General features: G+C 69.7%; 10 protein-coding genes and 1 tRNA gene. 9 read left to right on the top strand and 2 right to left on the bottom strand.

Features of this window, described 5'->3' with window-relative positions; genetic code table 11:
- Positions 1-2 precede the first annotated feature (2 nt).
- Entirely contained in the window at positions 3-1,052 is a 1,050-nt protein-coding gene (locus AOP72_RS10900; RefSeq protein WP_084631737.1) for a DUF3027 domain-containing protein, read from the top strand.
- A gap of 41 nt (positions 1,053-1,093) precedes the next feature.
- Here AOP72_RS10900 and AOP72_RS10895 read toward each other — a convergent pair whose 3' ends face one another.
- Entirely contained in the window at positions 1,094-1,927 is an 834-nt protein-coding gene (locus tag AOP72_RS10895; RefSeq protein ID WP_062136222.1) for a CAP domain-containing protein, read from the bottom strand.
- The gene (gene serC, locus AOP72_RS10890; protein ID WP_062136219.1) at positions 1,924-3,048 is read right to left on the bottom strand and encodes a phosphoserine transaminase; all 1,125 of its coding nucleotides are present in this window, start codon (positions 3,046-3,048) and stop codon (positions 1,924-1,926) included. Before serC ends, AOP72_RS10895 begins: the two co-directional genes overlap by 4 nt.
- A 42-nt stretch (positions 3,049-3,090) precedes the next feature.
- Here serC and manA point away from each other — a divergent pair, with 42 nt between their 5' ends.
- The 8 genes from manA to AOP72_RS10850 all read left to right on the top strand — a co-directional run bounded on the left by manA (position 3,091) and on the right by AOP72_RS10850 (position 12,288).
- Entirely contained in the window at positions 3,091-4,257 is a 1,167-nt protein-coding gene (manA, locus tag AOP72_RS10885) for a mannose-6-phosphate isomerase, class I (RefSeq protein ID WP_193746411.1), read from the top strand.
- 5 nt (positions 4,258-4,262) lie between these two features.
- Positions 4,263-5,597: a UDP-glucose dehydrogenase family protein gene (locus AOP72_RS10880; protein ID WP_062136214.1), complete on the top strand. Its 1,335-nt coding sequence runs from the start codon at positions 4,263-4,265 to the stop codon at positions 5,595-5,597.
- Positions 5,594-6,316: a metal-dependent transcriptional regulator gene (locus AOP72_RS13910; protein ID WP_062136211.1), complete on the top strand. Its 723-nt coding sequence runs from the start codon at positions 5,594-5,596 to the stop codon at positions 6,314-6,316. The genes AOP72_RS10880 and AOP72_RS13910 overlap by 4 nt, the downstream gene beginning before the upstream one ends.
- 114 nt (positions 6,317-6,430) lie before the next feature.
- Positions 6,431-7,132, top strand: coding sequence for a C40 family peptidase (locus tag AOP72_RS10870; protein WP_238581662.1), 702 nt, complete (start codon positions 6,431-6,433; stop codon positions 7,130-7,132).
- 113 nt (positions 7,133-7,245) lie between these two features.
- Positions 7,246-8,229, top strand: a complete 984-nt coding sequence (locus tag AOP72_RS10865) for an aldo/keto reductase (RefSeq protein ID WP_062136205.1) — start codon at positions 7,246-7,248, stop codon at positions 8,227-8,229.
- A gap of 46 nt (positions 8,230-8,275) precedes the next feature.
- A tRNA-Arg gene (locus tag AOP72_RS10860) sits at positions 8,276-8,351 on the top strand.
- A 101-nt stretch (positions 8,352-8,452) separates the two neighbouring features.
- Complete coding sequence (locus tag AOP72_RS10855) at positions 8,453-9,664, top strand: lycopene cyclase family protein (protein WP_062136203.1); 1,212 nt, start codon at positions 8,453-8,455, stop codon at positions 9,662-9,664.
- Positions 9,665-10,119: 455 nt separating this feature from the next.
- On the top strand, positions 10,120-12,288 hold the full coding sequence (locus AOP72_RS10850) for a DEAD/DEAH box helicase (protein WP_062136199.1): 2,169 nt from the start codon (positions 10,120-10,122) through the stop codon (positions 12,286-12,288).
- The last annotated feature ends 157 nt before the right edge of the window (positions 12,289-12,445 follow it).

Here is a 12,445-nt window from a genome sequence, read left to right as displayed (position 1 = left end):
CGATGGATGCAGTTCTGGAGAAGGCCGTCGATCTCGCCTATGAGGCGGCCGTCGAGGCCGCGGGTGACCGCGGCGCCGTAGGCGAGCACGTGTCGGCGTCCGACGACGCCGACCGGCTCCTGACCCACCTCTTCGCGTGCACCCTGCCGGGCTACCGCGGCTGGGTGTGGGCCGTGACGGTCGCACGCCCCCCGCGTGGACGCGATGCCACCGTCTGCGAGGCCCACCTGATCCCCGCCGACGACGCGCTGCTCGCGCCGTCCTGGGTGCCGTGGGCGGACCGGGTGCGCCCGGGAGACCTCGAACCCTCCATGGTGCTGCCGCTGATCATCGAGGACCAGCGTCTGATGCCGGGCTACGAGGCGACTGGCGAGGACGCCGACGATCTCGAGATCTGGGAGTTGGGGCTCGGACGGGAGCGGGTGCTGGCCCCCGAGGGTCGCGACAGCGCCGCCGAGCGCTGGTACCGCGGATCGCACGGTCCCACTGCGGCGTCCGCGATCGCCTCGACCGCGCCCTGCTCGACCTGCGCCTTCTTCCTTCCGCTCTCCGGCTCGATGCGGGCGGCCTTCGGCGCGTGCGCCAACGAGTGGTCACCGTCGGACGGTCGCGTGGTGTCCGTGGACCATGGCTGTGGAGCCCACTCGCAGACGGACGTCGAGAAGCAGACCTCCAAGTGGCCCGCTCCCGACCCCGTCATCGACACGGACGCCGCCGACGCCGTGCGTCTTGACGATCAGGATGAGCCGGATGAGTCGGTGACGACCGAACCCAGCGGGGCGGAGTCCGCTACCCCGGAGTCCACCACTGCTGACTCCAGCGCCGACGACGCGGACGTATCCGAGGCCTCGGAGACCGTGGCACCCAGCGCTCCGGCAGGTGCGGCGCCCGAGGCGCCGTCCGACGGCGACCAGGGCGCGCAGCTGGCGGCGGAGTCGTCCGCTGGGGATACGGACGTTGAGAGCGCTCAGGAGCCCACGGCATCGGAGATCGACGCTCAGAGTGTCCCGCAGGACGGCGGCGCGGACGCCGACGCGCGCCACGATCGCTGACCCACGCTGACTGACGGTGACGAGCGGACCCGCCCGTCAGATCAGCGGAAGTTCGCGGTGGTATAGACGGCGTTGCCGTTGGCCGTCGACGCGGCGCCTGCGCCCATGGTCGAGTAGCTCGGGTTCATGATGTTGCGGCAGTGGCCGCCGGAGTACATCCATCCCGCGTGCGCCTTGTTGATGGCGGTTCCCATCGACATGCCGCCGGAGGAGCCGCTCACCGCGACGTTCTCAGCGCCTGGACGGTTCGGGTTGTGCGCCAGCGCGCTCCCGGAGCCCGAGTCGTCGCGGCCCGCCATCGCCTGCGACCAGCTGTTCGCGGCGGACGCGAGGCTCCCCGACCATGACATGGCGCCCACGCCGATGCGTGCGCGCTCCTTATTCGCTGCCGTCAGCAGGCCCTTGACCGAGCCGCCGGCGGAGTACGGCGAGGAGGGGGATGCGCAGTACGAGTCGGAGGTCTGACGAGGTGCGGGCTTCGAGGCCGACCCGGAGGAGGCCGCGGTGGAGCCGGACCCCGTGGAGGACGAGCCGCCCCCGGACCGGCCGGCTCCCGACCGCGCGACAGGCGCAGGTGCGGGCTCGGGTTCGGGCGCGAAGGACACCGAGATCTGCGGGACGGTGGTGGTGTCCGCCGCGATCTGAGGGGCCACGACGGCAGGAAGCACGTCGGTGGTGCGCTCGACGGCGGCCACCTCTTGAGCCGACTCTTCGACCGGTGCAGTGGCGGGCGTGGTGATGGTGTCAGGCGCGAGGTTCGCGGCGACGGTGCCGCCCACGCCAGCGAGGACGAGCGGCACGGAGGCCAGCAGGAAGGCCGTGAGGGGACGGCGTCCGCGCCGCTCGTCCCCTGGGGACTCCTGCTGTGAGCTCATGTCGTCAATCTCTCCACAATCCAGTCGATGCTGTCCGTGAGCGCAGAGACGTCGTCCGGATCCACGGCGGGGAACATCCCGACACGGATCTGGTTGCGACCGAGCTTGCGGTACGGATCGATGTCCACGACTCCCTGGCGGCGGAGGATGGTCCGCAGAACGGACGAATCCACCGAAGGGAGCAGATCGACAGTAGCCACGACTGTGGAGCGTGCAGAAGGCTTTGTGACGAACGTCTCAGCGTATTCAGAGGCGTCGGCCCACTGATAAACGCGGCGCGCCGACTCGTCGGTGCGGTCGGCCGCGAACGCCATGCCGCCGTTCTCGTTCAGCCAGCGCAGCTGCTCCGCCATCATCACCAGCGTCGCGACAGCCGGCGTGTTCAGGGTCTGGTTGGCGCGTGAGTTCTCGAGGGCGGCCGCGAGGTCCAGGGTGGCGGGAATCCAGCGGCCGGAGGCGGCGACGCTCTCGATCCGCTCGATCGCGGCAGGGGACACCAATGCGAGCCACAACCCGCCGTCGGAGCCGAAGCTCTTCTGGGGAGCGAAGTAGTACACGTCGGCCTGAGCGGGGTCGAGCCTCAGGCCGCCCGCCGCCGAGGTGCCGTCGATCACGGTGAGCGCGTCGCCGATGCCGTCCGGCCGCACTGCCGGTGCCATGGCTCCCGTCGAGGTCTCGTTGTGGGGCCACGCATAGACGTCGACCCCATCGGAGGCGGCGGGCACCGCGACGTCGCCTGCCGGAGCCTCGATCAACTCGGAGTCCTCCAGGAACGGTGCGGCCGCAGTGGCCTTGGCGAACTTCGCCCCGAACTCCCCGAAGGCGCAGTGCTGCGCACGCCGTTCCACGAGAGAGAAGGTCGCGGCGTCCCAGAACGACGTCGAGCCGCCGTTGCCGAGGAGGACCTCGTAGCCGTCTGGCAGCGAGTAGAAGGCGCTCAGGCCGGCGCGCACCGCTCCCACAAGATCCTTGACGGGGGCCTGCCGGTGCGATGTGCCGAGAACGCCCGGCTGCGCGTCGACGAGGGCCTGGACCTGCGCGTCGCGCACGCGTGACGGTCCGGAGCCGAAGCGGCCGTCCCGAGGCAGGAGGTCAGCAGGGATGACGAGTTCTGGCGACATGGCACCAGAGTAGTGGCGGCCATGGCTGGCACACTGTCGTGCATGCATCTCATCACGCCCGAGCTGCGCGGCTACGCGTGGGGCACGACGGACGACATCGCAGGCCTCTTGGGCCTCGAGCCGACGGGGGCGCCGATCGCCGAAGCCTGGTGGGGCGCTCACGAGAGCGGCCCGTCCGTGGCGCACACCCCGGATGGCGTCGAGCGCCTCGATGCGCTCATCGCGGCACAGGCCGAGTCGTGCCTGGGCGGGGACTGTGCGCGGCGATGGGGAGACCGGTTGCCGTTCCTGTTGAAGCTGCTCGCGATCAACAAGCCATTGTCGATCCAGGTGCACCCCACGACGTCTCAGGCCCGCGCGGGCTTTGAGGAGGAGCGGCGGGACGCGGCGGCCACCTCCTACGCGTTCGAGGACCCCTTTCACAAGCCTGAGATGGTCTTCGCGCTGACGTCGCTGCGGGTGCTCGCCGGGGTCCGTCCCGTGCACGAGCTGCGCGCCGATCTCGAATCGTTGGGCACGGCCGGGGCGAAGCGCTTGGCCGGGGTGCTGACGGACGACATCTCGGACTTCATCTCGCTCGCCTTCGCCGGTGCCGGCGACGCCGAGACCCTCGCGGCCCTTGCCGAGCGGGGGAGTGCCGCGCCCGAGGGCTCTTCGCTCCGGGTGAGCGCCGATGCGCTGGCGGCGTTTCCCGGCGACGCTGGGGCGATCGTGGCGCTCGCTCTGAACGTGGTGGACCTCGCGGCGGGCGAGTCGCTCTTCATCGGCGCGGGCGTGCTGCACAGCTATCAGGCGGGACTGGGCATCGAGGTGATGGCGAACTCGGACAACGTGGTGCGTGCGGGTCTCACGCCCAAGCACGTCGATGTGCCGTTGCTGCTTTCTCTCGCGTCGACTCGCTCGGCTCCCGCCGCGCGCCCCCACACGCAGGTGACGGGCGCCGCGGTGACCTTGCTGTCGGAGGCCGACGAGTTCGCGCTGACGGTGGTCACCGACGGGCACGCGGAGGTCCCTGCGGGTCCGCGCGTGGTGCTCGTCGTCCAGGGGGAGGCCTCTCTCGCGTGCGCCGCGGAGTCGACGTCGCTCCAGCGCGGCCAGGCGGTCTTCGCCCGCCACAGCGAAGGGCCGATCCGAGTGAGCGCACGCGGGACCACGGTGATCGCGCACCTGCCCGAGCGGTCCTCGGTCGGGGACGTACGGATATCCTGAGCGGTATGTCCGAGCGCATCTCCGTCATCGGCACCGGATACCTCGGAGCCACCCACGCTGCAGGAATGGCCGAACTGGGTCATGAGGTCATCGGCGTCGATGTCGACGCCGACAAGATCGATCGGCTCAGCCGCGGCGAGGTTCCTTTCTACGAGCCGGGACTTCCCGAGCTCCTGCGCAAGCATGTGGACTCCGGGCGGCTCCGCTTCACCACGAACATCCGCGAGGCGGCCGAGTTCGCGGACGTCCACTTCATCGGTGTCGGCACGCCCCAGATCAAGGGCGGCTACGGCGCTGACATGTCCCACGTCGACGCCGCAGTCGAGGCGCTTGCGCCGCTGCTGACACGGCCGTCGGTGATCCTGGGCAAGTCCACGGTGCCGGTCGGAACGGCCCAGCGCCTCGCGTCGCGGGTGCGCGAGCTCGCCCCTGCGGGCGACGCTGCTGAGCTCGGATGGAACCCCGAGTTTCTGCGCGAGGGATTCGCCGTCGAGGACACCCTCCGGCCCGATCGCCTCGTCCTCGGAGTCGATCCCGCGCGCCCGGGCCGGCTCGAGGACGTGGCGCGGCGCGTGTATGCGCAGGCTCTCGCGCGCGACACCCCGATCATCGTCACGGACCTCGCGACCGCCGAGCTGGTGAAGGTGTCGGCGAACGCGTTCCTTGCGACGAAGATCTCGTTCATCAATGCCGTCGCGGAGGTGTGCGACGCGACGGGCGCCGACGTCAAGGACCTGGCCGATGCGATCGGCTACGACGACCGCATCGGCCGGAAGTTCCTGGGTGCCGGGTTGGGCTTCGGAGGCGGGTGCCTGCCCAAGGACATCCGGGCGTTCATGGCACGCGCGGGTGAGCTCGGCGTCGACCAGGCCCTCACGTTCCTGCGCGAGGTCGATACGGTCAACGTGCGTCGCCGTCAGCACGTCGTGGAACTGGCCGAGCGCGAAGTGGGTGGGAGCCTGGTGGACGTGAGGGTCGCCGTGCTCGGCGCCGCCTTCAAGCCGGACAGCGACGACGTCCGGGACTCACCCGCCCTCGACGTCGCGGGTCAGCTTCATCTGGCCGGCGCGCACGTGCGTGTGCACGACCCTGAGGCGATGGCGAATGCGGCACGGGTGTGGCCCACGCTCGACTTCGCGGACTCGCCCCAGGACGCCGTCCGAGACGCCGACCTGGTGATCCTCGCGACCGAGTGGCGACAGTTCCGTGACCTCGACCCCGAGGACGTCGGCATGCTGGTCGCACAGCGGCGCATCATCGACGGGCGCAACTGCCTGCCCGCCGAGCGCTGGATCGCCGCAGGCTGGACCTACCGAGGGATGGGACGGCACTCGTCATGAGCGACCTGATCGACACCACAGAGATGTATTTGAGGACCATCTACGAGCTCATCGAGGACGGGGTCATCCCCATGCGCGCCCGTATCGCTGAGCAGCTCGGGCACTCGGGACCGACCGTGTCGCAGACCATCGCGCGGATGGAGAGGGACGGCCTGGTGGTCGTCTCGTCCGACCGCCGCCTCGAGCTCACCGAGGCCGGACTCCAGACGGCCGTGCGTGTGATGCGCAAGCACCGCCTCGCCGAGCGCCTGCTGATCGATGTCATCGGCCTCGAATTGGCGTACGTCCATGAGGAGGCCTGCCGGTGGGAGCATGTCATGAGCGACCGCGTGGAGCGCCGGCTGCTCGAGCTGCTGGACACCCCGAGGTTCTCGCCGTACGGCAATCCGATCCCAGCACTGGGCGAACTGGGGGTCATGGATGACCCTGATGCGCCGCGATCGGCTGAAATCTCGCTCGATACGGCCGCAGATTCGGGAATTTTCGAACTGACTGTGACGCGCATCGGCGAGAACCCGCAGGCCGCCGATGGGTTCCTCGTCGAGGCGATCCAGGCAGGACTCGTACCAGGCGCGACGGTGCACATCATCCTCGAGGATGATGCGGTGGTGGTGACCACCCTGACGGGGTCGGTGGCCGTGTCTCGGGAGGCCGCGCGCCACCTGTTCGGCCATCCTCGACTTGGAGAATCATCACGAATTGGTAACATGGGCGTCTAGTACATAGAAGAGCACGCACCCGCTGGCCCCGGAGATGGCATTGGAACTGATGAAGAGTTTCACTCGCTGGGCCTCGGAACATCAACGCACGGACTGTGCGGAAGGAACGTGATTTTGAAGTACGGATACATGCGCGCCAAGACGCGCGCGGTGGCTGCAGCAGCAGGCGCCGCACTTGTGGTGGTTCCCCTGACGGGCGCCGCAGCGGCCGCACTGGTGGCCCAGGACCTGACGGTCGACTCCGTCACTCCGGACACGCTCGCGATCGAGACTCAGGCGGACGCCGCATCGGCGGACCTCGCCGCTGTCTCGGGAACTGTCACCGCGTCAGACGACGCTGAGTTCGAGCTTCACACGCCCGACATCGACGTGGAGGCCGACCCCGAGCCCGTCGTCGTGGCTCCCGCTCCTGCGGCGAACACGTCTCGCTCGTCGAGCTCCGGTGCTCGACCCGTCGCCCAGACGTCGAATGTCAAGGCTGCGATCTCCGGTTCGGCGATCATCGCCGAGGCCGCGAAGCACGTCGGCGACCCCTACGTCTCCGGTGGATCCGCTCCGGGCGGCTTCGACTGCTCTGGCTTCACGTCGTACGTGTTCGCGCAGTTCGGCATTTCGCTTCCGCACTCGTCGGGCGCCTACTACAACGTGGGCACCCGCGTGTCGTCGCCCCAGGCGGGCGACATCATCGTCTCGCCGGGCCACGTCGGCATCTATGCCGGCCCGAACCTGCAGATCGACGCGCCGACCCACGGCAAGACGATCCAGTTCCGTGGCATCTGGCAGAGCAACCCCACGTACGTTCGCGTCACGGGCTAGTCCCCGAGCGCCTCGCGAGAGCCGCCGCAGCCTTCGGGCAGCGGCGGCTCTTCGCATGTGCGGCGCCGTGACACGAGTCGCTCGGCACCGTCGGCGCGCATAGGGTGGGGGGCATGCGCACCTCATTCGTACCGCGGCTCGGCCGCGAGATCTCGCTCATCGGACAAGGCTGCTGGCAGCTCGGCGCCGACTGGTCCCACGTGGCCGACGACACTGCGCAGGACATCCTGCACGCCGCGGCCGATGCGGGCGTCACCTTCTTCGACACCGCGGACGTCTACGGCGACGGTCGCTCGGAGCGTGCACTGCGCGATTTCGTGGCGGACCGCGGCGCGGACGGCATCACCATCGCCACCAAGATGGGGCGACGCGCCGACCCGCACGAGGCCTCGCAGTACACGCTCGACAACTACCGGCGCTGGACCGACCGGTCCCGCGAGAACCTGGGCGTCGACACGCTGGACCTCGTCCAGCTGCACTGCCCTCCGTCCGAGGTGTTCGCCAACCCGACCACCTACGACGACCTCCGCACGCTTCAGCAGGAGGGTCGCATCGCGCACTACGGCGTGTCCGTCGAGACATGCGACGAAGCGCTGGACGCCCTGCGAGACCCGGACATCGCCACCGTCCAGATCATCCTCAACGTGTTCCGCCGCAAGCCGCTCGAGCACGTCGTGGGCACCGCCCGCGAGAACGGCGTGGGCATCATCGCGCGCGTCCCGCTGGCCTCCGGGCTGCTGACCGGCAAGTACGACGAGCACACGACGTTCGGCGAGAAGGACCACCGCCACTTCAACCGGGACGGCGCCGCGTTCGACGTGGGCGAGACGTTTGCGGGCGTGCCGTACGAGGTCGGGGTCGAGGCCGCGCGCGAGGTCGCGGCGCTGACCCCAGAGGGGTGGACCACCGCTCAGTTCGCACTCGCGTGGATCGGCGCCGTCGGCGCCGCCACCATCATCCCCGGTGCCTCCAAGCCCGAGCAGGCACAGGCGAACGCCGCCGCCGCAGACATGCCGGCCTTCGACGAGGAGACCCTCGCGGCTCTTGCGCACGTGTACAACGAGCGGATCCGGGAGTACGTCCACGCCAAGTGGTGAGATTCCTCTGAGCGTGCAGGTGCCGGTACCCTCATAGGTGCCCCGCGCGCCTGTAGCTCAGGGGATAGAGCACCGCTCTCCTAAAGCGGGTGTCGGCAGTTCGAATCTGCCCAGGCGCACCATGGTTCTGCGTGCACCATCGCCAGGACTCTCAGGACCATCGTCCCCGCCGTGCCATGAGTGCACGGTGTCACCCTGGCAGCGGACGCCCAGGAGGTCATCGATGGACGACGCGGGTGCGTGCCCGCTGCCCAGCGGACATGTCGATGCCGTGATCGTGGGGGCGGGCGCCGCCGGCCTCTCTCTTGCGTGTCACCTCGCCAGCGTGGGGTGGGGCGACCGGGTCCTGCTGGTCGATGACGGCTCACGTCCTGTGGAACAGCGCTCCTGGGCATGGTGGAGCACGGGGGCGGAGCTGCTCGCCGCATCCGCGTCGACAGCGGCGGACTACCTCTGGGTCGCGGGCGATGGCTGGCGGCGGCGTCTCGCCCTCGCCCCCTACTCGTACCGGCGCATCACGGGCCCGGAGCTGTCAGGAGTGACGGAGGGGCTCATGAGCGCTCGGCCCGGATACCAGCGCCTGGTCGGGTCGGTGCGCACGCTCGTGCCGGATGGAACTGGGTGCCGGGTGGCGATCGAATCGCCGGGGCCTTCCGGTACTCGCACGGTCGAGATCAGCGCGCGCTGGGTCTTCGACAGCGTGGGGGTCGGAGGCAGCCTCCGACCTCCCGCCTCGCATGCCTACCTGGACTTTCACGGCCTCCGCGTCGAGGCTCCGACGACGGACGCGTTCGATCCGCAGACCGTCACCCTCATGGACTTCCGCACGGACCAGTCCACGGGAGTGGCGTTCATGTATGTGCTTCCCACGTCGACTCGCCACGCTCTGGTGGAGCGAACGGTGTTCGCGCATGCGGACACCGACGACCGCGAGGCCCAGAGCGCTCTCCACGAGGCCCACGTCCGCCGCTATCTCGACCGCCACGTCGGCCGCGGTCCGTGGCGGGTGACCGGCAGAGAGATCGGCACCATCCCGCTCCAGCGTGGGCCGGTTCCTGCAGCGGTCGACCCGGTGATTCCCATCGGGGCGCGGGCTGGCATGGTCAAGGCCAGCACGGGGTACGGGTTCGATCGCATCCAGCGCCACAGCTCGGCGATCGCGTCCTGCTTGATACGAGGCCGCAGCCCCGCCCACGCGATGCCCAGCCGGCGCTGGAGCGACGCACTCGATGCCGCGCTGCTGCGAGTCATCCGCGAGGACCCCGCCGCCGCCGTCGCGATCCTGTCGGCATTGCTCAAGCGCAACCCTGCGCCGCGCATCCTCGCCTTCTTGGACGAGGACGCCTCCATTCTCGACCAGTTCCGGCTGTTCGCGACGCTCCCGCTGATGCCCTTCGTCCGGGCTCACGCGGGTGCAGTCCGGGGCCGCCGCTAGCGGTGGGTTCACCGGCCGACGCCTGCCACGCGCCGACATCGCTCGGGGCGACGACGAGCGTGCAGGCGTCCGCCCGGTGCCAGACGCCGACGAAGGGCCCCGCGCTCGCGTGCCACGGCCATGAGTGTCGTGCACCGCAGGGCGAGCGGTACGATGATTGTCAGCCCCGTGCTTCCCATGCGGGAATGGGGATGTCGGATCTGACCTCGGCGCCCTGTCGCGTGAGGACCGATGCGCCACTCCTGGCACGCCGGGCGCAGGAACCATCGCAGCGTGAGCGGGACTCGTGATCAGCGGCCGTTCGCACACGGCGGAGGGCACGCCTTGCGGCGAGAGCAGTCGGACGGGCCTCGGGCGAGTGCTCATGAGGCGTCTGCCGTTGTCGTGGGCGTGGGGCCAGGCATGCTGTCGTGGCGGATACGTGTGCGGTGGTGTCGAATGCTCTCGGAGGAAATGTGGCAAGAGCAGGCCAGCGTCGATCCAGTCGAGCGCGCGCGGAATCGGGAGCTCAGCGGAGGCGTGCGCCCCGTGCTCAGGAGCAAGGACTCATCCCCGTGCTGGCGGGGATCGCCCGCGAGGTGGACGGCGCGCTCAAGCGCCCCCCGGCGCGATCTCCGGCCCGCAACAAGTTTCAGGTCGTCGCGTTTCTCGTGCAGGAGGAGCGGGCCCGGCTGATGGCCGATGCCGGGCTGACCACGGCCAAGAGGTCGCAGGAGTTGCGGCGGCTCGATGGCGTGGCGACTCAACTCGCCAGGATCGCGGCCCGCGACACATCGCTCCTCCAACTGCTGGCCGAGGACGCTCAGCTGTCGGAGTCGGCCCGCGAGTACAAGGCGACGGTCATGCGCGCCGCCGGTCTCGAGCCGCCGGAGGAACCAGAGCCCGTCGCTCCGGAGCCCGTCGTTGAGAAGAAGGTCGTGCCGCAGTCGGTGATCTCACGTCAGATGGCGAATCCCTTCCTTGCTCCGGAGTTCGCGAGTGCGAGTGAGCGGAGCACCCCGCGATCCCAGCGCCTGGTGGGATGGGAACTGCTCGAGCCGCTGTTCCGGGCCTTCGAGAAGAGCTCGCCGGGGACGCCTGCGTGCATGCCGTTGCCGGAGCCAGGACCCGCACGAGTCTTCCACGGCGACACCCTGATGCCGCACCAGGCCCAGGTCGTCGCGGCCGCGACGCGCGGGCATCGGACCTTCCTGCTCGCCGACGAGCCTGGTCTGGGCAAGACGGCGCAGGCGCTGCTCGCCGCGCAGGCGGCCGATGCCTATCCCCTGCTGGTCGTCGTGCCCAACGTCGTCAAGGCGAACTGGGCGCACGAGGTGAGCCTGTGGACCCCGCAGCGTCGCGCGACGGTCGTGCATGGAGATGGGGAGCGCGTCGACGGATTCGCGGACGTCGTCATCGTGAACTACGAACTCTTGGATCGGCACGTCGGCTGGCTCGGGGACCTGGGGTTCCGCGGCATGGTCGTCGACGAGGCGCACTTCATCAAGAACAAGGGCTCCAGGCGCTCGCAGCACGTGCTGGCGATCGCCGACGAGATTCGTGCCCGCGCGCCGCGTGCCTTGATGATGGCGCTGACCGGCACTCCGCTGATCAACGACATCGAGGACTTCCGTGCGATCTGGCAGTTCCTCGGGTGGATCGACGACGACAAGCCGCTGCGGACCCTGATGCAGGCCCTCGAAGAGACCGGGCTCACTCCGGTGGACCGCGGCTTTGACGTCGCCGCGCGGTCCGCGGTCATCGACATGGGCATCGTGCGGCGCCGCAAGGTCGACGTGGTGGCAGATCTGCCCGCCCGCCGCGTGGCGGACCTGCCTGTCGAGCTCGACGGGGCGGCGGGGCGATCGATCCGCGCGGCGGAGGCCGCCCTCGCGCGCCGACTGGTCGCTCGATACCAGGCCGCCATCGCGGCTCGCGCGGACGATGGCGTCGGAGTGGGCATGGACCTTGACCTCGCGCGCCGGGTCGCTGCGGGAGAGCTCAAGGACTCGGGGAAGAAGGTCGGGGGCGAGAACGTCTTCACGATGGTCCGGAAGATCGGCCAGGCCAAGGCCGGCCCGGCCGCGGACTACGCCGCGCAGCTGGCACGCAGCGTCGGCAAGGTGGTGTTCTTCGCCAAGCACGTCGACGTGCTGGACCAGGCGGAGCAGATCTTCGCGGACCGAGGCATTCGCTTCGCCTCGATCCGTGGCGATCAGACGAGCGCGGCACGGGAACGACACGTCGCCGCGTTCACCCACGACCCCGACGTGTCCATCGCGGTGTGCTCCTTGATCACGGCAGGCGTGGGCCTGAACCTCCAGGTCGCCTCCAACCTCGTGCTTGCGGAGCTGTCCTGGACCGACGCCGAACAGACCCAGGCCATCGACCGGATCCACCGCATCGGCCAGGCCGAGCCGGTCACGGCGTGGCGGGTGATCGCCGCGCAGACCATCGACTCGACGATCGCCCAGCTGATCGACAGCAAGGCAGGACTGGCCGCTCGTGCACTGGACGGGGCTGCCGAGGAGGACGCGTCGACGTCGAAGGATGTCCAAGTGGACGCCCTGGTCGACCTGCTTGCTGGTGCGCTCGCAGCCGACGGCGTGGTGCCGGACCCGGTGGCCGAGGAGCTCGGGCGCTGATCGGTGGAACGGAGGGACTCCGCCTGAGTTGACGTCGGGAGCCCTCGAGGTCCAGAATCCGCATGACGGTGCGCGTCGGCTGTGCAAGCGGGCGCGCACTGTTCTTGTGTCTGCGGGAGGTCTCGCCCGGTTTCCCCGCCTTGCGAGGCGGCGTGGT

The sequence above is a fragment of the Demequina aestuarii genome (assembly GCF_000975095.1).
In the GTDB taxonomy this organism is placed as follows: domain Bacteria; phylum Actinomycetota; class Actinomycetes; order Actinomycetales; family Demequinaceae; genus Demequina; species Demequina aestuarii.
The sequence above is the reverse complement of the archived record's forward strand: the minus strand, read 5'-3'. Positions and strand labels throughout refer to the sequence as shown.

Bases quoted from the DNA above. Each gene is read 5' to 3' on its own strand.
- AOP72_RS10865 (WP_062136205.1), top strand. From the start codon at position 7,246: ATGCGCACCTCATTCGTACCGCGGCTCGGCCGCGAGATCTCGCTCATC.
- AOP72_RS10895 (WP_062136222.1), bottom strand. From the start codon at position 1,927: ATGAGCTCACAGCAGGAGTCCCCAGGGGACGAGCGGCGCGGACGCCGT.
- AOP72_RS10900 (WP_084631737.1), top strand. From the start codon at position 3: ATGGATGCAGTTCTGGAGAAGGCCGTCGATCTCGCCTATGAGGCGGCC.
- AOP72_RS10855 (WP_062136203.1), top strand. From the start codon at position 8,453: ATGGACGACGCGGGTGCGTGCCCGCTGCCCAGCGGACATGTCGATGCC.
- serC (WP_062136219.1), bottom strand. From the start codon at position 3,048: ATGTCGCCAGAACTCGTCATCCCTGCTGACCTCCTGCCTCGGGACGGC.
- AOP72_RS10880 (WP_062136214.1), top strand. From the start codon at position 4,263: ATGTCCGAGCGCATCTCCGTCATCGGCACCGGATACCTCGGAGCCACC.
- AOP72_RS13910 (WP_062136211.1), top strand. From the start codon at position 5,594: ATGAGCGACCTGATCGACACCACAGAGATGTATTTGAGGACCATCTAC.
- manA (WP_193746411.1), top strand. From the start codon at position 3,091: ATGCATCTCATCACGCCCGAGCTGCGCGGCTACGCGTGGGGCACGACG.